Raw genomic sequence first — 20,000 nt, 5'->3', positions numbered from 1 at the left:
GCGATGCGACAGCCCCTTGCACGCCCGGGACAGTGCTTGAAAGAAAGCTGAAGAATGCGCCCCTATCACGTCGCGATCGTCGGTTCCGGTCCTTCGGGCTACTTCGCCGCCGCCTCGCTGTTGAAGTTTGCCGACGCCTCGGACGGCACCGACGACGCGAACCGGCGCGACGTCCGCATCGACATGCTCGACATGCTGCCGACGCCGTGGGGGCTCGTGCGGTCCGGCGTGGCACCCGACCACCCGAAGATCAAGACCATCAGCGCGCAGTTCGCCAAGACATCGGCGGACCCACGCTTTCGCTTCTTCGGCAACATCGAGGTCGGCAAGCACGTGCAGGCCGACGAGTTGGCCGAACGCTACGACGCGGTGGTCTACGCCATCGGCGCGCAGTCGGACCGGCCGCTGAGCATTCCCGGCGAGGATCTGGTCGGCAGCGTCGCCGCCGTCGACTTCGTCGGCTGGTACAACGCGCACCCACACTTCGAGGAGATGCTGCCCGACCTCTCCTGCGGGCGGGCCGTGGTGATCGGCAATGGCAACGTCGCGCTTGACGTGGCGCGCATCCTGGTCAGCGACCCCGACCTGCTGGCCACCACCGACATCGCCGACCACGCACTGAATGCGCTGCACGCGCGCGGCGTCGAAGAGGTCGTGGTGGTCGGGCGTCGTGGCCCGCTGCAGGCCCCGTTCACCACGCTGGAACTGCGTGAACTCGGTGATCTCGAGGCGATGGCGGATGTGGACGTCATTGTCGACCCCGCGGACTTCGCCGACATCTCCGACGAGGACCTCGAGGCCGCGCCGAAGGCCGTCAAGCAGAACATCAAGGTGTTGCGCGGGTACGCCGCGCAGGAGCCGCGGGGCGCCAAGCGCCGCATCATCTTCCGCTTCGCGACGTCGCCGATCGAACTCAAGGGTGACGGTCGAGTCGAGTCGATCGTGTTGGGCACCAACGAACTCGTCGACGACGGGGAGCGCGTGGTCGCCAAGGACACCGGCGTGCGCGAGGAGTTGCCCGCCCAATTGGTGGTGCGCGCGGTCGGATACCGCGGCGTGCCGACACCTGGGATTCCGTTCGACGAGCGGTCGGGCACCATCCCCCACACCATGGGCCACGTCGAGGGGGCCCGTAACGCCTACGTGGTGGGCTGGATCAAGCGCGGCCCGTCAGGCGTCATCGGCAGCAACAAGAAGGACTCCCAGGAGACCGTCGACACCCTCGTCGCCGACCTCGCGGCGGGCGAGGTGGCCGACTTCGCGGCCGACCACTCCGAGACCCTCGCCGCGTGGCTTCTGGAGCGCCAACCCAAACTCGTCACCGGCGACCACTGGAAGCTGATCGACGATCATGAGAAGGCGGCCGGCGAGAAGCTCGGACGGCCGCGGGTGAAGTTGACCAACATCGCCGACATGCTGCGAGTCGGCCACCGCTGACGGCAGGCCCGTCAGTCGCTCACCGGTGGGGTGACCTTGTCGGCGGCGATCGTGACCAGAACCCGGGTCTCCGGCCGGCCGGTGAAACCGGGATACGGAACACCCAGGTACTTCTGCGATATCTCATCGATGCTCTCGGCGCCGCCTTCGGTGGTCCTGGAGATCACCCGGCCGCGCACGCCGTAGTAGCGGAAGACGTTGTCCGGGTCGACGACATTGACGGCGATGCGTCCGTCACGCACGAGATTCCTGTCCTTCTGACTGCCCTCGACGATGTTGATCACGACGTTCTCGCCGTCGGTGGTCACCCACGTCTGCGTCAGCTGCGGCGAGCCATCGGGCATCAGCGTGGTGACGAAACATGGGCTCGGCCGGCGAAGGAGATCGAGCAGATCGGCGGGTAGCGGTGGGGTTTGGCGCATCGTTCTGTCATACCCATCCGAGACGACACCTGCAGCACCCCGTACTGCGATGCCCCGATCCGTCATCACGACCACGCCGAGCCTGCCGCGCACGGAGGATGCACCAACGCCGTCAACGGACGCGGGACGTGTGCGGCCTGCAACTACGCCAAGGAAGCCGCCGGTTGGCGAGCGAACGGCAGGTTTGACCACTCGGGTTGTCACACAGTGCATCTCGTCACACCACCGGCTCGACCTACGCCTCCAAGGCGCCGCCACTACCGGGGACCTACCGTCTCATACTCAGCGAGACCGAGATCAACTTCGCCTTCGACGTCGGCGATTTCGGCCACGCCGCCTAGTACGGCGGCGCAGGCGGCGGCTGGATGGGCTCGGGCGGCGCGAAGCTCCAGTTGTCCGGGTTCTTCGGCGAGTAGACCACCGGGATCAACTGGCCCATGGTGGGCCAGTTACCGACGTCGACGGCCATCCGTTGGTAGACGACGTGCTCGGTGACGGTCGGGCCGTTGATCACGCCACTGATCGTGACGAACTGCTCCCCCTCGGCGTCGGGTCGGGGACTCACGCCCGTGACCAGCAGCGTGCCGTGCGCGACCTCACCGCGGGGTCCACCCTTCCGCATGCGGGGAATCACAATCATCGCGATCACACCGACCAGGATCACCAGCGCCATAAATTCCAACACACCGCCATGGTAGGACTGCTTGCCATGAGCACCGTTGCAGATGACGTCGAACTGGCACTGCGATTGGCCGACAAGGCCGACGCCCTCACCCTGGACCGCTTCGGCGCCCAAGACCTGCGGATCGAGACCAAGCCCGATCTGACGCCGGTCACAGACGCCGACCGGTCGGCCGAGGAGACTCTGCGCGCACTGCTCACCGCGAGTCGGCCCGGGGATGCGCTGTTCGGCGAGGAGTACGGCGGCACCGCGGTCTTCGAGGGCCGGCAGTGGGTGCTCGACCCGATCGACGGCACCAAGAACTTCGTCCGCGGAGTTCCCGTCTGGTCGACGCTCATCGCGCTTCTGGAGGACGGTGTTCCCACCGTCGGCGTGGTGAGCGCGCCTGCGCTGAACCGCCGATGGTGGGCCGGCGCGGGCCAGGGCGCGTTCACGTCGTTCCGTGGCACCACCCGCCGCATCTCGGTGTCCGCCGTCGCCGACATCGGATCCGCGAGCCTGTCCTACTCGGACTTGATCGGTTGGGACGATCGGCGGGCACGCTTCCTCGACCTCGCCGACGCCGCGTGGCGGGTGCGCGGATACGGCGACTTCTGGTCGTACTGCCTACTCGCCGAGGGCGCGGTCGACATCGTCGCGGAGCCCGAGGTGAAGCTGTGGGACCTCGCCCCCCTGGACATCCTGATCCGCGAGGCGGGCGGCACGTTCACCAATCTCGACGGCGCACCCGGACCGCACGGCGGCAGTGCGGTGGCCACCAACGGCCTTCTGCACGAGCAGGTGCTGGGGCTCCTGTAACCCATGTGAGCTGCCTAACAGTCCACTTATCTTACTCCGGAGTAAGATAGGGTCATATTGCACTGCCCCAACGACGCGAGGCTGCGACATGACCAACACCCTGCCGTCCAAGTCCGGCACCAAGCAGCGGCCGCGCCGCTCCGGTTCGGAGAGCGCCGTCGGCGTCCGCAAGCACAAGAGGACGCCGACCGACATCGGACTGGCGCTACTCACACCGCTGTTGGGCCTTAGCTTCCTGGACCGCTACAACCTGCGCGAGCCGCTGAACCGCGGCCTGCGCTTCGGCGTGAAGACGAGCTTCTCCGCAGTCGGCGCCTCGACCCGGCAGTTCAAACGCGTACAGGGCCTGGGCAAGCCGGCGACCCGGCTGCGACCCAGTGGAGCCGACTACTTCGACCTCACCCCCGACGACGATCAGAAGATGATCGTCGAGACCGTCGACGATTTCGCGGCCGAGATCCTGCGGCCAGCGGCCCACGACGCCGACGAGGCCGCCACCTACCCGACGGACCTGATCGTCAAGGCCGCCGAACTCGGCATCACGGCGTTCCACGTTCCCGAGGACTTCGACGGCATCGCCGAACACCGCAGCACGGTGACCAACGCGCTGGTGGCCGAGGCGCTCGCCTACGGCGATATGGGTCTGGCACTGCCGATTCTCGCTCCGGGCGGTGTGGCGTCAGCGCTGACGCACTGGGGCAGCGCCAATCAGCAGGCCACCTACCTGAAGGAGTTCTCGGGCGAGGACGTCCCACAGGCCTGCGTAGCCATCGCCGAGCCGCAGGCGCTGTTCGATCCGACCGCGCTGAAGACCACCGCTGTGCGCACCCCCAGCGGTTACCGCCTGTCGGGCGTGAAGTCGCTGGTGCCCGCCGCCGCCGATGCCGAGATCTTCATCATCGGAGCCCAACTCAACGGTAAGCCAACCCTTTTCATCGTCGAGTCCGCCTCGCAGGGTCTGACCGTCAAGGCCGACCCGAGCATGGGCGTGCGCGCTGCAGCGCTCGGCCGGATCGAGCTCGACAACGTCGCCGTACCGCTGCACAACCGCCTCGGCGAGGACGACGCATCCGATTCCGACTACTCCGAGGCGATCGCACTGGCCCGCCTGGGCTGGGCCGCGCTGGCAGTCGGCACCTCGCACGCCGTACTCGACTACGTCGTGCCCTACGTCAAGGAACGCGAGGCCTTCGGTGAGCCGGTGGCCCACCGTCAGTCGGTGGCGTTCATGTGCGCCAACATCGCGATCGAACTCGACGGCCTGCGTCTGATCACCTGGCGCGGCGCCGCCCGCGCCGAGCAGGGGCTGTCATTCGCGCGAGAAGCCGCCCTGGCCAAGAAGTTCGGTGCCGACAAGGCGATGCAGATCGGCCTCGATGGCGTTCAGTTGCTCGGTGGTCACGGCTTCACAAAGGAACATCCCGTCGAACGCTGGTATCGCGACCTTCGCGTGCTCGGCGTCGCCGAGGGCGTCGTAGTCCTCTAACGGTGCGTGAGAAGAAGAACGGATAATCGACATGGCAATCAATCTGGAAATGCCGAAGAAGCTCCAGGCCGTCATCGACAAGGGCCACGCCGGAGCCGCCGAGATGCTGCGCCCGATCTCGCGCAAGTACGACCTCGCCGAGCACGCCTACCCCGTCGAATTGGACACGCTGGCCGACCTGTTCGAGGGCATGTCGGAGGCCAAGACCATCTCGTTCGCCGGGGCGGAGGCATTCCGGGCGACCGACGGACCACAGGGAAACATCAACGGCGGCAACATGTCCGCAGTGCTCAACGTGATCGAGGTCAGTTGGGGCGACGTCGCCCTGATGCTGTCCGTGCCCTACCAGGGCCTGGGCAACGCGGCGATCTCCGGCGTGGCGACCGACGAGCAGCTCGAACGCCTCGGCAAGGTGTGGGCCGCGATGGCCATCACCGAGCCGAGCTTCGGCTCAGACTCGGCGGCGGTGTCCACGACCGCCAAGCTCGATGGTGACGAGTACGTCATCAACGGCGAGAAGATCTTCGTCACCGCCGGTTCGCGTGCCTCCCACATCGTCGTCTGGGCCACGCTGGACAAGTCCAAGGGCAGGGCTGCGATCAAGTCGTTCATCGTGCCGCGTGAGCACCCCGGGGTCACGGTGGAGCGCCTCGAGCACAAGCTCGGCATCAAGGCCTCCGACACCGCTGTCATCCGCTTCGACAACGCCCGCATCCCCAAGGAGAACCTCCTGGGAGATCCGGACATCCACGTGGACAAGGGTTTTGCCGGCGTCATGGAGACGTTCGACAACACCCGTCCGATCGTGGCCGCCATGGCCGTCGGCATCGCACGTGCCGCCCTGGAGGAGCTGCGGAAGATCCTGACCGACGCAGGCGTCGAGATCTCGTACGACAAGCCCGCTCACGCCCAGAACGCCGCGGCCGCGGAGTTCCTGCGCATGGAGGCCGACTGGGAGGCCGGCTACCTGCTGACCATGAAGTCGGCGTGGCAGGCGGACAACAGGATTCCGAACTCCAAGGAGGCGTCGATGGGCAAGGCCAAGTCCGCCCGCGTCGCCAGTGACATCACGCTCAAGACCGTCGAGTTGGCGGGCACCGCGGGCTACTCCGAGGAGACGCTGCTCGAGAAGTGGGCCCGCGACAGCAAGATCCTCGACATCTTCGAGGGCACTCAACAGATTCAGCAGCTCGTGATTGCCCGCCGGCTGCTGGGGCTGTCATCGGCCGAACTGAAGTAGGAGACCTCACGAGCCCGACGCGCTAGCGTCGGCGGAATGAACTCCTTCCACGCACTCCTAGCGCGCCAGGACGGCGATCAGATCGTCACGGCAGTCGAGACATTGGAGCCCGCCGACCTACCCCCGGGCGACGTCACCATCCGGGTGGCGTACTCCAGCGTGAACTTCAAGGACGCACTGGCCGTCACGCCCAAGGGTGGTGTGGTGCGTGAGTATCCGATCGTGCCGGGCATCGATCTGGCCGGTGAGGTGATCGAGTCCCAGTCGCAGGAGTTCGCCCCCGGCGATCAGGTGCTGGCCCACGGCTACGACATCGGCACGGGGCGTCACGGCGGGTACGCCGAGATCGCCCGGGTCCCGGCCGATCAGGTGGTCCGCCTGGGCGCTCTGAGCGCCCAGGACGCCATGGCGATCGGCACGGCCGGCTTCACTGCGGCGATGAGCGTGCAGGCGCTCATCGCACGCGGTATCACCCCGGGCGACGGTCCCATCCTGGTCACCGGTGCCACCGGCGGCGTCGGCTCGGTGGCCATTGACCTCCTCGCAGCCACCGGCTACACCGTCGTCGCCTCCACCGGCAAGCCCGACGCCACCAACCATCTGAAGCAGCTCGGCGCATCCGAGGTGATCGGGCGCCTGCCCGAGGATCCCGACGCCAAGCCGCGCCCCCTTGGCCGGACGAAATGGGCCGCGGCGGTGGACTGTGTGGGCGGCGCGACCCTGGCCGACGTGCTGAGCACGATCTCCTACGGCGGCGCTGTGGCCGCCAGCGGCCTGACCGGTGGCCCGGCGCTGAACACCACCGTGATGCCGTTCATCCTGCGCGGTGTCGCCCTTCTGGGTATCGACTCGGTGCAGCTACCCATCGAACCGCGCCGCGAGCTGTGGCGCCGACTTGGCGCCGCGCTGCGGCCACGTCACCTCGCGGAGGTGTCTCACATCGTCGACGTCAAGGACGTGGTGTCGGTGATCGATGAGGTCCGGGCGGGCCGCCACTCGGGTCGGGCCGTCGTGCGGGTGGCCGGCGGCTTCTGAGCCGTCCACACCGAACGACCCGTCACGCCAACGAAAACGGCACCGATGCCGACACCCGGAGGTGTCATGCATCGGTGCCGTTTTACGAGCTAAACCGATTTACGAGCTGACTAGCCGATCAGGACGCGCTGGAGGTCAGGCTTCATCTGCTGAAGCTGCTGTCCCCAGTACGACCAGGTGTGCGTGCCGGCTTCCGGGAAGTTGAACACGCCGTTGCGGCCACCCGCAGCGATGTAGTTCTCCTGGAAGGTCCGGTTGGTGCGGATGGTCAGGCCCTCGAGGAACTTCGCGGGGACGTCGCCGCCACCGAGCTCGTTGGGCTGGCCGTTACCGCAGTAGATCCAGATCCGGGTGTTGTTGGCGACGAGGCGGTCCATGTTGACCATCGGGTCGTTGCGCTTCCAGCCGCTGTTCGGGTCTTCCGTCTTGCCCCACATGTCCTCGGACTTGAAGCCGCCCGCGTCACCCATGGAGACGTTGATCAGGAAGGGCCACCAGCCCTCGGAGGGGTTCAGGAAGCCGGACATCGAACCCGCGTAGATGAACTGCTCCGGGTGCCAGATCGCCAGGGTCAGTGCGGCCGAGCCGGCCATCGACAGACCGATCGCGGCGCTACCGGTGGGCTTCACCGCGTGGTTGGCCTGCAGGTAGGCCGGCAGCTCCTGAGTCAGGAACGTCTCCCACTTGTAGGTGACGGGCGGGCCCGCCTTGTTGCGGGCCGGGGCGTACCAGTCGGCGTAGAAGCTGGACTGGCCACCGACGGGCATCACGACCGACAGGCCCGAGTCGACGTACCACTCGAACGCGGCGGTCTCGATGTCCCAGCCATTGAAGTCATCACGAGCACGAAGGCCGTCGAGCAGGTACACCGCGGGCGAGTTCTCGCCACCGCTCTGGAACTGCACCTTGATGTCGCGGCCCATACCGGCCGACGGCACCATCAGATACTCGACCGGCAGACCGGGACGTGAGAACGCCCCTGCGGTCGCGCTGCCTGCCGTCAGCCCGACCAGTCCTGGCAGCACCAGCGCTGCCATGGTCGCAACCAACAAGCGGCGGGCCCAACGGCCGCCAATTCTGTCAACGAACATCTATCAAATTCCCATTCAGTCCCGGTTACCTGGTAACCCGTGCATTCTATGATCGGATTGATCGCGCACCCCGCCGCTTTTGTTACTCCCGCGGCAGCGCCCGCTCTACCCAACCATAGTGGGGGAAGAGCGGACCAGAAGAATTCAGTTGTACTGGGCAGTAAAACACGTCGGACGTACCTCCTGAAAGTTAGGGACGGTCCGCGACACCCATTCGTAACGACTATCACCCGGTGACGCGAGCGTCAGTTGACGTGCACATTCGACCCGTAGGCTGCTGCTCGTGGCGACTTCTCGCGGCGTTTCCGGCAGCAAGGCGGCGAGCCGGCTCAGCATCGACGACTGGGTCCAGGCGGGTTTTGTGATTCTCGCCGAGGACGGCATCAAGGCGCTCAAGATCGACCGGCTCTGCGCGCGGCTCGGAGTCACCAAGGGCAGCTTCTACTGGCATTTCGACGGCATGCCCAGTTATCGCGCCGCGCTCGTCGAGTCGTGGGGCCAGCTGCGCGACGAGGATCGGCGCACATTCGACGACATGGACGACCTCACACCCGCCGACCGGCTCTCCCAGATGATGGCGGCACTGGTCAGCCCTCGGCACTGGACCCTGGAGCGCGCCATGCGCGAATGGGCACGGTCGGATGAAGCGGTCGCGACCAGCGTGCGCTCATCTGACCGCCGGGTCGTGGAGGCGGTGCGCCGGACGTTCCTGGAGTACGGATTCGACGCCGAGGAGGCCGACCTGCGCGCCAACGTGGTCTTCGCGGCCGGAATCGGCTTCCTGCATCTGTCCGGGGCGACGCCCGGCGCGATGGATGCCGTTCGCCGCGAGCGATTCGTCGAGCTGATGCTCACGAACTGAGAGCCGACAGCTCACGGCTTCCATACTAAAAAGTATGGTACTTTCGGCGCATGGACAGCGCCATCACCGATGAGTTCGTCGAACGGCTGGCCGAACGCGCCCGCCACGCCGAGGACATCCGCAGACTCCCGGACGACACCCTGATCGATCTGGCCGCATCGGGTTTCACCGAACTTCTGGTCCCCAAGCGGTTTGGCGGCGAGCAGGCGGCCTTCCCGGAGATCCTCGATCCCGTCCGACGTATGGCGCACGGCTGCACCTCCAGCGCCTGGACGATCGGCTTCTACACCCTGCACAACTGGATGCTGGCCCTGTTCGGCGAGCAGGCCCAGCAGGAGGCGTTCTCCAACCGTCCGTTCCTGGCCCCCGCTCCCCTGGCCCCCACGGGCCGCGGCGTCCCCGTCGATGGCGGCATCCGACTCACGGGCAAGTGGTCATGGGCCACCGGCGTGATGCACGGCAACTGGATCATGGTGGGCGCACTGTGCGGGCCGGACGACGGCATCTATCCCGCCATGGCTCTGGTGCCCATCTCGGAGATCGTCGTCGAGGACGTCTGGCACACCGACGGGATGTGTGCCACCGGATCCAACGACGCGGTCATCAACGACGTCTTCGTGCCCGAGCACCGCCTGGTGCGCGTCATCGACATCTACCGCGGCACCGCGCCCGGTGCGGGCCTGCACGACTCGGCGACCTACCGCTGGCCCATGGTGCCCGCACTGGCCCTTCTGGCGGCGATGCCCGCGCTCGGCAGCGCCGAGCGTGTCACCGAGCTGTACGCCGAACGCGTCGCGCAGCGCGTGCTGGCCTATGAGGGCGTGATGCAGAGGGACAAGCCCATCGCCCAGGCCCGCCTCGCCGAGGCCAAGGTGCGGCTGCGTGCACTGCACGGCCTGCTCGATGACACCGTCGGCCAGATCGAGACGATCGTCGCCAGCGGTGACGAGGTGCCCCAGCCGGTGCGCGGCGACGCCCGGATGGCCGCCGCCCACATCGTGCACGAGTCACGGGCCGTGATCGCGATGCTCTTCGAGGCCTCCGGAGCCAGCGTGCACTTCCTGGACAGTCCCCTGCAGCGGTTCAAGCGCGACGTCGACGTCCTCTCGGGCCACGTGGTGTTCGACTACGACACCAGCCGCGAACTGGCCGGCGCGCTGAGCCTGGGCATGAAGATTCCGCGAACGGCGATGGTGTGACCCTCAGGCGTTGTGGAATGGGAAACATGCCAAGCGCCGCAGTGACCCAGTTCTTCCAGAAGCGGATCGCCAACCCCGTGATGCGACACATCCCGACGCAGACGCTGCTCGAGACCGTCGGCCGCAAGTCCGGTGAGCCCCGCCGCACCCCACTGGGAGGCAAGCGGATCGACAAGCAGTTCTGGTTCGTGTCCGAGTTCGGCGAGCAGTCCCAGTACGTGCGCAACATCCAGGCCAACCCGCGTGTGCGCGTGCGCCTGCGCGGTCGGTGGCACAGCGGCACAGCGCATCTGGTTCCCGGGGACGACCCTCATGCGCGACTTCGAGAACTACCGCAGTTCAACAGCTTCGGCGTGCGCACCTTCGGAACCAATCTGCTGACCGTGCGCGTCGACCTCGACGGTTAATCCGGGTCGATCTCGTCGGGTGTCTCACTGGGTTTCGTCGGCGTTGGTATCCGCACGTCGATTATCGATGGTGCGGTGAAGTTCCGCGTTGTCGGCCTGTGCGCCGGCGAGTTGGTCTTCGAGGACGATGATGCGACACGCCGCCTCGAGGGCCGTGCCGTTATCCACCAGTTCGCGGACCCGTGCCGCGATCCGCAGTTGGTCTCGGGAGTAACGGCGGTGCCCGCCCTCCGAACGCTGCGGCGCAAGCAACTTCGCCTCATCGAGGCTTCTCAAGAATCCTGGCGTCGTACCGAGAATCCGTGCGGCGCTACCCATGCTGTAAGCCGGGTAACTCTCGTCGTCGAATCTCTCCTCGGCGCTTCCTTCGGTCAAATCCTTCGTTTTCCCACAACACCTTTCACGGTCACCCCCCACTGCAAGTGAAGGGCCGGCGGCCCGGGCAACGATCGCACCGGGGCCGCCGGCCCTGAGGAGTGATTACTACCATCCATCTGTATTGCTGATGAAATTGCTGCATCGGCCCAACACACACTCGATCAACAACGGGCGATGCAGCGGGTATGCGACTCCTCCCTTCTTCCAACTTGTACTGCACTTGCTGGGTAATTCACTTGCTGGGTAATTCACATGCTCGGTACTGCGTCTTGCTTGTACTGCGTCTTGCTTGTACTGCACCTACAGACGGTCCGACAACAACGCCCTACATGTCTCGGGCGTGTGGACCGCCACCATCCATGCTCTCCGCGGGTAGTTCATCTCCCGCGCCATCACTCTCTTGGTTACGAGAGATAACTTAACCAACCCAAATCCAAATGTCTACCCCCGCTGAGTGAGATTTTCTGTGCGGAGTTCTGAACCTTTCCGGACCCACGGAACCGCGACACGACGGAGCGTTGACACCGCCACATAAGTGAAACTAATGTCACTTTTAGTTATCGGCACTCGAGGAGTTGACGATGGAATCGTTCGTGCACCTGCGCAAGGGCAACACCCCGCGGCGACTGCATGCGGATCTCAACGGCCTGAAGGATGACGAACTCGGCCGCGCCGGGTTCACCGGCCGCACCGCAAACATGTTCCGGCGCAACGACCCAACCGCCTATCGGTCGGTCGGTCCGCTGCGCCCGCTCGACGTGTTGTCCAGTGAGCTCAAGCCCAGTGACGCCACCGATGCGCACGGCGGTCCGCTGCTGATGTTCTCCAACGCCGACTGCCTTGTGCTGCTGTCTCGCCGCAGTCAGGAGATGCCGTTCTTCGTGCGCTACGTCGATGGTGACGTGTTGGCGTTCGTGCACACGGGTGCCGGCCTGCTGGAGACCGAGTTCGGCCCCTTGCGCTACCGCGCGGGCGACTGGGTCTACATCCCCAAGGCGTGCACATGGCGCCAGATCCCCGACCAGGAGAGCACCTGGCTCATGATCCAGGCGACCGACGAGTTCCGGGTCCCGCCGGCCGGTTACCTGGGCAGGCACTTCCCGTTCGATCCGTCGCAGGCCGTCATTCCCGATCCCGCACCCATCGACGACGGCGTCGGTCCGCAGGTCGACGGCGAGTACGAGGTCCGGCTGATTCACGACGGCGGCCCGACAACGCTGTACTACCAACATCATCCGCTCGACGTCGAGGGGTGGCGTGGGGACAACTTCCCCTTCACCTTCAACATCGACGACTACAACGTCATCACCTCCGACAGCGTTCACCTGCCGCCGACCGTGCACCTGTTCATGGAGGCGACCGGCGTCTACATCATGAACTTCCTGCCCAAGCCCGCCGAGGGCGTCGCGGGAACCGAGCGCACCCCCTGGTACCACCGCAACGTCGACTACGACGAGATTGCGTTCTTCCACTCCGGCTCGCTGTACGGCATCCCGATGCCACCCGGCCTGGTATCCCATGCGCCACAAGGGGTTCACCACGGCGCACCCGAGAAGGCACGCGAACGAGCGCGCCGCAAGTTCGACGACTACGACCGGGTGGACTGGTCGGTGATCGCGATCGACACCAGGCGTCGACTCATCCCATCCGAAGAAGTTCTGGCCAACGATCTGGGGCAGCACCAGTGACGACGACACAGCAGCCGGCGAAGCACGACTACGAGCGCATCCCGTATCTCGTTGCCTACCAGAACACCTCGGGTGTTCGCGACGTGTACGGCGGCGTCGCCGAACTGGTGGTGCTGGAGAGCTACCTGCTCAAACCGAAGGACAAGCCCTCCGACACCGTGCTGGTGTTCATGCACCCCATCGGCGGCGGCGCCTACCTGCCGATGATCAACGGGCTGGCGCGCGCGGGGCACCACGTCATCTACTGCAACAGCCGCTTCCGCGGCACCGACTCCGCCCTGCTCATGGAGAAGGTCGTCGAGGATCTGGGTGAGTGCATCAAGGACGCCAAGAACCGGCTGGGCTACTCCAAGGTGGTGCTGGCAGGCTGGAGCGGCGGCGGCTCGCTGTCGGTGTTCTACCAGCAGCAGGCGCAGAACCCCACAGTCACCGCGAGCCCGTCCGGCGACGGCCCCGACCTGACGAAGCTGGGGCTTATCCCCGCCGATGCGATCATGCTGCTGGCCGCGCACATCAGCCGCCACGGCACCATGACCGAGTGGATGGACGCGTCGATACTCGACGAGTCCGACCCGGGAAAACGAGATCCAGAACTCGATCTGTACAACCCGGACAACCCCAACCATCCGCCTTACACGCGCGAGTTCCTGGACCGCTACCACGCGGCACAGATCGCGCGGAACCGTCGAATCACGGCCTGGGTCAAGGACAAACTGGCCGAGTTCAGGAACTCCGGACGGCCCGATGACGAGTTCGCGTTCGTCGTGCACGGCACCATGGCCGATCCCCGTTGGCTCGACCCGACCGTGGACCCCAACGACCGCGCCCCTGGCACCTGCTACCTGGGTGACCCGCAGGTGGTGAACAACAGCCCCGTCGGACTGGCCCGGTTCTGCACGCTGCGCAGCTGGCTGTCGCAGTGGAGCTACGACGACGCCAACGGTGACGCCGTCAAGGCGGGCCCCGACATCGCCGTGCCCGCCTTGGTCATCGGCAATCTGGCCGATGACGCCTGTACTCCCAGCCACACCCGGCGGCTGTTCGAGGCGATCGGACATCCTGACAAGGAGATGCACGAGATCCCCGGCGCCAACCACTACTACGTGGGCCCCGACCAACGGGACACGCTGCGCCAGGCCGTCGGGGTCATCACCGATTGGCTGCACCGGCACGGATTCGGCGGGCAGGAGCGTAGCGACCCGGGATCGATGGAGTCCCGATGAGTGAGAATGTCACCGGTCCGCTGGACGGTATCCGCGTCATCGAGGTCGGCACGTTGATCTCGGGTCCGTTCGCCGGCCGACTCCTGGGTGACATGGGCGCCGAGGTGGTCAAGATCGAGCCGCCCGGTGCGCCCGACCCGCTGCGGACGTGGGGTCAGGCCGAACTCGACGGGCACCACTTCTTCTGGACCGTGCACGCCCGAAACAAGAAGGCCGTCACGCTCAACCTGCGCGAGGCCCGGGGTCGCGAGCTCTTCCTCGACCTCGTCGAGCGCAGCGACATCATCGTGGAGAACTTCCGGCCGGGCACGCTGGAGAAGTGGAATCTCGGCTATGACGTTCTGCGCGAGCGTAACCGCGGCATCATCCTGGTGCGCGTCTCCGGTTACGGGCAGACCGGGCCGGACGCGCACAAGGCGGGTTACGCATCGGTGGCCGAGGCGGCCAGCGGGCTGCGCCACATGAACGGCTTCCCCGGTGGGCCTCCCCCACGTCTGGCGCTGTCCCTGGGAGACAGCCTGGCGGGCATGTTCGCCGCGCAGGGCGCACTGGCCGCGCTTTACCGGCGCACCGTCACCGGTGAGGGGCAGATCGTCGACGCCGCGCTGACCGAGGCCTGTCTGGCGGTGCAGGAGTCGACCATCCCCGACTACGACGTCGGCGGCGTGGTGCGCGGGCCGTCCGGCACCCGGCTCGAGGGCATCGCCCCGTCCAACATCTACCCAACCGCCGACGGCAGCTGGGTGGTCATCGCCGCCAACCAGGACACCGTGTTCCGCAGGCTCTGCGGCGCCATGGGCCAGCCCGAACTCGCCACCGACGATCGTTTCGCCAACCACGTCGCGCGCGGCCGCAACCAGGACGAGCTGGACAAGATCATCGGTGACTGGGCGGCGCAGCGGCAGCCTGCCGACGTCATCTCGACACTGTCGGAGGCCGGCGTGATCAGTGGACCCATCAACACTGTCGCCGAGGTCGTCACCGATCCACAGCTGCAGGCCCGCGGCATGATCGCCGATCACTGGGACGAACGCATCGGACGAAATGTGAAGGGTCCCGGTGTGATTCCCGTGCTGTCGCAGACACCGGGCACCATCCGCCGGGCCGGGTCGGCACGGCCCGGCCAGCACAACGATGAGGTCTACGGCGATCTGCTCGGGCGGTCGGCCGAGGAACTCGATGCGTTGCGGGCGGAGGGAGTGCTGTGAACGCGCAGGGTTCAATGAGCGGCCTGCCGCTGCCCCATCACGTGACGATCCGCGAGGTCTGTCTGCGCGACGGGCTGCAGATCGAGGACCCGATCCCATTGTCGGCCAAGCTCGAGCTGCTCGAGGCCGTGGTCGCCACCGGCGTCCGCGAGATCGAGGCGACGGCGTTCGTATCGCCGTCGAAGGTGCCCGCGCTGGCGGACGCTGCCGCGCTGGCCGCCGAACTCGACCGCTTCCGGCAGTCCCACGACGTCGAGTTCTCCGCGTTGGTCGCCGGTCCGGGGGGCGCCGGACGCGCCGTGGCGGCGGGCATCGCATCGATCGAATACGTCGTGTCGGCCGCCGACGGCCACAGTCAGGCCAATGTCGGACGCTCGACATCGGACTCCACTCACCTCATCGCCGACATCACCCGCATCGCCCACGAGAACGACGCCACCATCGAGGTGATCATCGCGACGGCCTGGGACTGCCCGTTCGACGGCCCCACCGATCCGCAACGCGTGGTCGACATCGTCACCGCCGCCGTTGAGATCGGCGCCGACCGGATCGCCATCGCCGACACCATCGGAACGACGACACCGCGGCGGGTGAGCACCCTGATCGAGACCATCCGCCCCATCGTCGGTGACCTGCCACTGGGGGCGCACTTCCACAACACCCGCGGAGCGGGCCTCGCCAGCGCGTACGCCGCCGTCTCGGCCGGGATCACCCGGCTGGACTCCTCGGTCGGCGGCCTGGGCGGCTGCCCGTTCGCGCCCGGCGCGAGCGGCAACATCGCCACCGAGGACCTCGTCTATATGTTGCGTGACAGCGGGATCGGTGTCGACGTCGACCTCGACGCGGCGATCGATGCCGCCGCCGTCGCCCAGCGCGTCGTCGGACACGACCTTCCCAGCGCGCTGCTGCGCGCCGGCGATCGCATCAGGGGCTGACCGACCGTGGCGCCGGACACGCTCACCGCGAAGGGCCGCCAGACCCGTGATGCCATTGAACTCGCGGCGCGAAAACTGTTCGCCGAACGCGGTTTCCATGGCACGACCCTGGCAGACATCACGTCGGCGGCGGGCAGGTCACCAGCGGCGTTCTACCGGTACTACGACGACAAGGAGGACTTGCTCGCGGTGCTGGCCGAGTCCTTCCTGCGCGATGTCGTTGCACCTCTCGGCGCGCAGGTGCATCTGCCGGACTCCCCCGAGGACACCGACTTCTTCGTCTCGGTGGTGACGGGTTACTGGAACATGTTCAAGCAGAACATCGGCATCATGGTCGCCGTCGATCAGCTCGCCTCCGCGCAGGAGCGGTTCTCCGCCGTGCAGAACGAGTTCCGCAGGTTCGGCATCGACATCGTGCGCGCCTCTGTCCTGCGGGCACAGGAGCAGGGTTACGGCACCGACCTCGACCCCGAGCACACCGCGCTGGCGATCTCGTTGCTCTTCGAGCGGTTCACCACCGTCTACCTCCGGTCAGACGCGCCGACGTTGGGGGTCCAGACCACCGACGCCGACGCCATCAAGACGCTCTCCACCATCTGGAAGAAAACCCTCTACGGCTTCTAAGGAGAATCACTGTGGATTTCGCTCTGCCCGAACATCTCCCCGCTCTGCTCGCCGAGATGGACGCCTTCATCGAGGCGGAGATCAAACCTCTCGAGGCCGAGCACATGCAGTACTTCGACCAGCGCCGGGAGTACGCGCGAACCGACTGGGAGAACGGCGGCATTCCGCAGCGGGCGTGGGAGGACCTGCTCGACGAGATGCGCCGCCGCGCCGACGCGGCGGGCTGGCTGCGCTATGGCCTGCCGTCGCGCTTCGGCGGACGCGATGGCACCAACCTCGACATGGCCGTGATCCGGGAGCACCTGGCGCACAGGGGGCTCGGCCTGCACAACGACCTGCAGGACGAGTCGTCGATCGTCGGCAACTTCCCGCAGGTCATCATGATGGACCGGTTCGGCACCGACGAGCAGAAGCGGGAGTGGGGTGAAGCACTGCTCACCGGCGAACGATCGATGGCGTTCGGGCTCTCCGAACCCGCCCACGGCTCGGATGCGACATGGCTGGAGACCACCGCCGTTGCCGATGGCGACGGTTGGGTGATCAACGGGACCAAGCGCTGGAACACCGGCGTGCACCGCGCCACCCATGACCTGGTGTTCGCGCGCACATCGGGTGAGGCGGGGCAGGCCACCGGCATCACGGCGTTCCTGGTGCCCTGCGACTCACCGGGTTTCACGGTGCCGTTCTACTGGTGGACGTTCAACATGCCCACCGACCATGCGGAGGTCGTGCTCTCCGACGTCCGGGTGCCGGCTGACGCCGTGCTGGGCGAGGTGGATCACGGTCTCGAGGTCGGCCAGACCTTCCTGCACGAGAACAGGATTCGGCAGGCAGCCAGCAGCCTGGGTGCCGCCCAGTACTGCATCGACCGGGCCGCGCAGTACGCCTCCGAACGCGTGGTGTTCGGCAAACCCCTCGCGGTGAACCAGGCCGTGCAGTGGCCGCTGGTGGAACTGCAGACCGAGGCGCAGATGGTGCGCCTTCTGGTCCGCTATGCCGCATGGCACCTGGACCGCGACCACCACATGGAGGTGTCGGACAAGGTGTCGATGGCCAACTACCGCGCCAACCGACTGGTGTGCGAGGCCGCCGACCGGGCCATGCAGGTGCACGGTGGCCTCGGCTACAGCCGGCACGAGCCGTTCGAGCACATCTACCGCCACCACCGCCGCTATCGGATCACCGAGGGAGCCGAGGAGATCCAGATCCGACGTGTCGCGCAGCGGATGTTCAAGTTCGGCTCGCGCAAGTGAGCCCCAAGGAACTCGCGCCCGCGCTGGCCGCGGTGCTGGCTCCCTCGCTCGGTGAGGTCCGGGTGGACAATCTGCGGGTGCTCACCGGTGGCGCCAGCCGGGCGACGTGGGCGTTCGACGCAGCGGCGGGTTCCGGTTCGCGCCCGCTGATCCTGCGCATCGGGCCACCCGACGAGCTCCACGCGGGTATGGAACTCGAAGCCGCGGCGCTGACCAGGGCAGGCACCGAAGGCGCGCCGGTGCCGACCGTGCTGGTCGCATCCAATTCCGATGCCGCGCTGGGTAATCCCTTCCTGGTCTGCGACTTCATCGGAGGCGAGACAATCGTCAGACGGATCCAGCGCGCGATCGACGACGCATCCCGCGACAGCCTGCTCACCCAGTGCGCCGACGCGCTGGCCGCCATCCACCGGGCGGACCCCAACGGGATCGGGCTGACGGCCGCCGACCCGCTGGAGGAGTGGCACGCCCAACTCGACGAGATGGCCGACACCACGGCCACATTCGAATGGGCCTTCCGGTGGCTCGCCGCCAACCGGCCGCCGGCGTCCCCGAAGGTGCTGGTGCACGGCGACTTCCGGATGGGCAACCTCATCATCGACACCGATGCCCGACCCGCCCGGCTCGCGGCGGTACTGGACTGGGAACTCACACACTCCGGCGAGGTCTACGAGGATCTCGCGTGGTTCTGTATCAGGGCCTGGCGATTCGGTGCCCCGCGCAGCCTCGGCGCGGGTGGTCTCGGCAGCATCGAGAACCTGCTACGCGCCTACGAGGCGGCGTCGGGCAGCACGCTGGACCGCGCGGCCATGCACTGGTGGCTGGTGCTGTCCACATTGCGATGGGGCGTCATCTGCCGATATCAGGCGCAGCGCCACCTCTCGGGCCAGACACCGTCGGTCGAACTCGCCGCAATCGGCCGCCGGGTGTGCGAGACCGAGTTCGATCTGCTGACCCTGCTGGAGGTGTCATGACGGGGCTGCACAACCGGCCCACAGCCGCTGAACTCGTCGCCGCGGTCGCCGAGTTCCTGGAGGGCGAGGTCCGGGATGCCACTAGGCCAGATGGTCGGCTCGCCGACGGGTCAGATCGTCGGCTCGCCGACGGGTCAGATGGTCGGCTCGCCGACGTCGGAGCCGTCCATTTCCACGCCCGGGTCGCCGCCAATGTGCTGCGCACGGTCGAGCGCGAACTGCTCGATGACAGTGCGGCGCCCGACCTACTCGGCTTCCCCGACGAGGCCGCGCTGGCCGCCGCGATCCGACGTGGTGACCTCGACGAGCGCAGCGCGGAGGTCGCACCCGCATTGCGCGAACTGGTGTTGTATCGGCTCGCCGTGTCTCATCCCGGATATGAGAACGAGTAGCGACTCACAGACGTCGGGCCCGCGCCAACCAGGCGGGCTCGTCGACGAGTGCGCCGACGGGAAGTTCTATCGCCTCGGTGTGGGCCTGGCCGACGACACCGCGGTAGGTAGTGGTGTCGAGCGCCTCCAGGTCCCAGCCGTGTGCGAACGCGGTGCGAATCTGCGCCTCGCTGACCTGAGGTCCAAAGCCGCGTCCCGCATCCGACAGTGCGAGCACGTGAGCGTGACCGCCCGGCTTGAGCGCGCCGTGCAGGCTCGCGACGTAGCGGGCTCGGTCGTCGTCGCCGAAGATGTGAAACAGTGCGCTGTCCAGGATCGTGTCGTAACCGCCGTCGGCGGGGAGGTTCATCGCGTCACCCACGTCGAAACGCGCCTCGACGTTCTTGGCCGCGGCGTTCGCACGCGCCTGCTCGACCGCGCTGGCGACGTAGTCGATGCCGAGCACGTCATAGCCCAGTCCGGTCAGCAGGATCGTGTGCTCGCCGAGGCCACAGCCGACGTCGAGAATCCTCCCGCTGATCCGGCCGCTGTGTTCGAGGGCGACAATCGCGGGTTGGGGCTCGCCGATGACCCAGGGCGCCGTCCGTGTCTCGTACGCCTCGCTGAACCTGTCCTTTGCTGGTGTGGTCATGAGACCAGTCTGCTTCCTCAACCAAACTTGAGGTC

The 20,000-nt window shown here is 66.8% G+C and carries 21 protein-coding genes; 16 read left to right on the top strand and 5 right to left on the bottom strand.

Annotated features, from left to right (window positions below):
- Positions 1-54: 54 nt before the first annotated feature.
- Positions 55-1,437 (top strand): FAD-dependent oxidoreductase, encoded by a 1,383-nt coding sequence (locus ACZY0X_RS16870; protein WP_463772008.1) that lies wholly within the window; start codon positions 55-57, stop codon positions 1,435-1,437.
- A gap of 11 nt (positions 1,438-1,448) precedes the next feature.
- On the opposite strand, the gene ACZY0X_RS16865 is transcribed toward ACZY0X_RS16870, so the two are convergent.
- On the bottom strand, positions 1,449-1,859 hold the full coding sequence (locus ACZY0X_RS16865; protein WP_463772006.1) for a TIGR03618 family F420-dependent PPOX class oxidoreductase: 411 nt from the start codon (positions 1,857-1,859) through the stop codon (positions 1,449-1,451).
- 337 nt (positions 1,860-2,196) lie between these two features.
- On the bottom strand, positions 2,197-2,544 hold the full coding sequence (locus tag ACZY0X_RS16860; RefSeq protein WP_463772005.1) for a hypothetical protein: 348 nt from the start codon (positions 2,542-2,544) through the stop codon (positions 2,197-2,199).
- A 24-nt stretch (positions 2,545-2,568) separates the two neighbouring features.
- On the opposite strand from ACZY0X_RS16860, the gene hisN reads away from it, so the two are divergent.
- The 4 genes from hisN (at position 2,569) to ACZY0X_RS16840 (ending at position 7,100) form a co-directional block, all read left to right on the top strand.
- Positions 2,569-3,339 (top strand): histidinol-phosphatase, encoded by a 771-nt coding sequence (hisN, locus tag ACZY0X_RS16855; protein WP_463772003.1) that lies wholly within the window; start codon positions 2,569-2,571, stop codon positions 3,337-3,339.
- Positions 3,340-3,427: 88 nt separating this feature from the next.
- The gene (locus tag ACZY0X_RS16850; protein WP_463772001.1) at positions 3,428-4,825 is read left to right on the top strand and encodes an acyl-CoA dehydrogenase family protein; all 1,398 of its coding nucleotides are present in this window, start codon (positions 3,428-3,430) and stop codon (positions 4,823-4,825) included.
- Between the two features lie 31 nt (positions 4,826-4,856).
- On the top strand, positions 4,857-6,065 hold the full coding sequence (locus ACZY0X_RS16845) for an acyl-CoA dehydrogenase family protein (protein ID WP_463772000.1): 1,209 nt from the start codon (positions 4,857-4,859) through the stop codon (positions 6,063-6,065).
- A 36-nt stretch (positions 6,066-6,101) separates the two neighbouring features.
- Positions 6,102-7,100 (top strand): oxidoreductase, encoded by a 999-nt coding sequence (locus tag ACZY0X_RS16840; protein ID WP_463771999.1) that lies wholly within the window; start codon positions 6,102-6,104, stop codon positions 7,098-7,100.
- 110 nt (positions 7,101-7,210) lie between these two features.
- Here the strand turns inward: ACZY0X_RS16840 and ACZY0X_RS16835 are convergent, their stop codons facing one another.
- Positions 7,211-8,191: an esterase family protein gene (locus tag ACZY0X_RS16835; RefSeq protein ID WP_463771997.1), complete on the bottom strand. Its 981-nt coding sequence runs from the start codon at positions 8,189-8,191 to the stop codon at positions 7,211-7,213.
- 283 nt (positions 8,192-8,474) lie between these two features.
- Here ACZY0X_RS16835 and ACZY0X_RS16830 point away from each other — a divergent pair, with 283 nt between their 5' ends.
- Genes ACZY0X_RS16830 through ACZY0X_RS16820 form a run of 3 tightly spaced genes read left to right on the top strand, consistent with a single transcriptional unit; the run spans position 8,475 to position 10,659 of the window.
- A complete protein-coding gene (locus tag ACZY0X_RS16830; RefSeq protein ID WP_463771996.1) occupies positions 8,475-9,053 on the top strand; it encodes a TetR/AcrR family transcriptional regulator in 579 nt (192 codons plus the stop codon).
- Between the two features lie 50 nt (positions 9,054-9,103).
- Positions 9,104-10,252 carry an acyl-CoA dehydrogenase family protein gene (locus ACZY0X_RS16825; RefSeq protein ID WP_463771994.1) on the top strand — a complete coding sequence of 383 codons (1,149 nt, stop codon included), beginning with the start codon at positions 9,104-9,106 and terminating at the stop codon, positions 10,250-10,252.
- Between the two features lie 26 nt (positions 10,253-10,278).
- Positions 10,279-10,659, top strand: coding sequence for a nitroreductase/quinone reductase family protein (locus tag ACZY0X_RS16820; protein WP_463771993.1), 381 nt, complete (start codon positions 10,279-10,281; stop codon positions 10,657-10,659).
- 24 nt (positions 10,660-10,683) lie between these two features.
- On the opposite strand, the gene ACZY0X_RS16815 is transcribed toward ACZY0X_RS16820, so the two are convergent.
- Complete coding sequence (locus ACZY0X_RS16815; protein ID WP_463772470.1) at positions 10,684-10,977, bottom strand: helix-turn-helix domain-containing protein; 294 nt, start codon at positions 10,975-10,977, stop codon at positions 10,684-10,686.
- A 641-nt stretch (positions 10,978-11,618) separates the two neighbouring features.
- Here ACZY0X_RS16815 and ACZY0X_RS16810 point away from each other — a divergent pair.
- The 8 genes from ACZY0X_RS16810 to ACZY0X_RS16775 are packed head-to-tail and all read left to right on the top strand — an operon-like array spanning position 11,619 to position 19,334.
- Positions 11,619-12,725 carry a homogentisate 1,2-dioxygenase gene (locus tag ACZY0X_RS16810; RefSeq protein WP_463771992.1) on the top strand — a complete coding sequence of 369 codons (1,107 nt, stop codon included), beginning with the start codon at positions 11,619-11,621 and terminating at the stop codon, positions 12,723-12,725.
- On the top strand, positions 12,722-13,948 hold the full coding sequence (locus tag ACZY0X_RS16805) for an alpha/beta hydrolase family protein (RefSeq protein ID WP_463771991.1): 1,227 nt from the start codon (positions 12,722-12,724) through the stop codon (positions 13,946-13,948). The genes ACZY0X_RS16810 and ACZY0X_RS16805 overlap by 4 nt, the downstream gene beginning before the upstream one ends.
- Entirely contained in the window at positions 13,945-15,156 is a 1,212-nt protein-coding gene (locus ACZY0X_RS16800; protein WP_463771989.1) for a CaiB/BaiF CoA transferase family protein, read from the top strand. Before ACZY0X_RS16805 ends, ACZY0X_RS16800 begins: the two co-directional genes overlap by 4 nt.
- Positions 15,157-15,170: 14 nt before the next feature.
- Positions 15,171-16,091, top strand: coding sequence for a hydroxymethylglutaryl-CoA lyase (locus tag ACZY0X_RS16795; protein ID WP_463771988.1), 921 nt, complete (start codon positions 15,171-15,173; stop codon positions 16,089-16,091).
- A gap of 6 nt (positions 16,092-16,097) precedes the next feature.
- Positions 16,098-16,715, top strand: coding sequence for a TetR/AcrR family transcriptional regulator (locus ACZY0X_RS16790; RefSeq protein WP_463771986.1), 618 nt, complete (start codon positions 16,098-16,100; stop codon positions 16,713-16,715).
- Between the two features lie 11 nt (positions 16,716-16,726).
- Entirely contained in the window at positions 16,727-17,968 is a 1,242-nt protein-coding gene (locus tag ACZY0X_RS16785; protein ID WP_463771985.1) for an acyl-CoA dehydrogenase family protein, read from the top strand.
- On the top strand, positions 17,965-18,942 hold the full coding sequence (locus tag ACZY0X_RS16780) for a phosphotransferase family protein (RefSeq protein WP_463771984.1): 978 nt from the start codon (positions 17,965-17,967) through the stop codon (positions 18,940-18,942). Before ACZY0X_RS16785 ends, ACZY0X_RS16780 begins: the two co-directional genes overlap by 4 nt.
- Positions 18,939-19,334: a DUF6285 domain-containing protein gene (locus ACZY0X_RS16775; protein ID WP_463771982.1), complete on the top strand. Its 396-nt coding sequence runs from the start codon at positions 18,939-18,941 to the stop codon at positions 19,332-19,334. Before ACZY0X_RS16780 ends, ACZY0X_RS16775 begins: the two co-directional genes overlap by 4 nt.
- Before the next feature lie 4 nt (positions 19,335-19,338).
- On the opposite strand, the gene ACZY0X_RS16770 is transcribed toward ACZY0X_RS16775, so the two are convergent.
- Positions 19,339-19,965 (bottom strand): class I SAM-dependent methyltransferase, encoded by a 627-nt coding sequence (locus ACZY0X_RS16770; RefSeq protein ID WP_463771981.1) that lies wholly within the window; start codon positions 19,963-19,965, stop codon positions 19,339-19,341.
- Between the last annotated feature and the right edge of the window lie 35 nt (positions 19,966-20,000).

The organism is Mycobacterium sp. IDUB_39, from assembly GCF_055419205.1.
This window is presented reverse-complemented; position numbering and strand designations above follow the sequence as displayed.

Excerpts from the sequence above, each read along its gene's own strand:
- ACZY0X_RS16835 (WP_463771997.1), bottom strand. The coding sequence starts at position 8,191 with ATGTTCGTTGACAGAATTGGCGGCCGTTGGGCCCGCCGCTTGTTGGTT.
- ACZY0X_RS16825 (WP_463771994.1), top strand. The coding sequence starts at position 9,104 with ATGGACAGCGCCATCACCGATGAGTTCGTCGAACGGCTGGCCGAACGC.
- ACZY0X_RS16850 (WP_463772001.1), top strand. The coding sequence starts at position 3,428 with ATGACCAACACCCTGCCGTCCAAGTCCGGCACCAAGCAGCGGCCGCGC.
- hisN (WP_463772003.1), top strand. The coding sequence starts at position 2,569 with ATGAGCACCGTTGCAGATGACGTCGAACTGGCACTGCGATTGGCCGAC.
- ACZY0X_RS16870 (WP_463772008.1), top strand. The coding sequence starts at position 55 with ATGCGCCCCTATCACGTCGCGATCGTCGGTTCCGGTCCTTCGGGCTAC.
- ACZY0X_RS16770 (WP_463771981.1), bottom strand. The coding sequence starts at position 19,965 with ATGACCACACCAGCAAAGGACAGGTTCAGCGAGGCGTACGAGACACGG.
- ACZY0X_RS16800 (WP_463771989.1), top strand. The coding sequence starts at position 13,945 with ATGAGTGAGAATGTCACCGGTCCGCTGGACGGTATCCGCGTCATCGAG.
- ACZY0X_RS16840 (WP_463771999.1), top strand. The coding sequence starts at position 6,102 with ATGAACTCCTTCCACGCACTCCTAGCGCGCCAGGACGGCGATCAGATC.
- ACZY0X_RS16775 (WP_463771982.1), top strand. The coding sequence starts at position 18,939 with ATGACGGGGCTGCACAACCGGCCCACAGCCGCTGAACTCGTCGCCGCG.
- ACZY0X_RS16810 (WP_463771992.1), top strand. The coding sequence starts at position 11,619 with ATGGAATCGTTCGTGCACCTGCGCAAGGGCAACACCCCGCGGCGACTG.
- ACZY0X_RS16815 (WP_463772470.1), bottom strand. The coding sequence starts at position 10,977 with ATGGGTAGCGCCGCACGGATTCTCGGTACGACGCCAGGATTCTTGAGA.
- ACZY0X_RS16865 (WP_463772006.1), bottom strand. The coding sequence starts at position 1,859 with ATGCGCCAAACCCCACCGCTACCCGCCGATCTGCTCGATCTCCTTCGC.
- ACZY0X_RS16820 (WP_463771993.1), top strand. The coding sequence starts at position 10,279 with ATGCCAAGCGCCGCAGTGACCCAGTTCTTCCAGAAGCGGATCGCCAAC.
- ACZY0X_RS16795 (WP_463771988.1), top strand. The coding sequence starts at position 15,171 with ATGAGCGGCCTGCCGCTGCCCCATCACGTGACGATCCGCGAGGTCTGT.
- ACZY0X_RS16845 (WP_463772000.1), top strand. The coding sequence starts at position 4,857 with ATGGCAATCAATCTGGAAATGCCGAAGAAGCTCCAGGCCGTCATCGAC.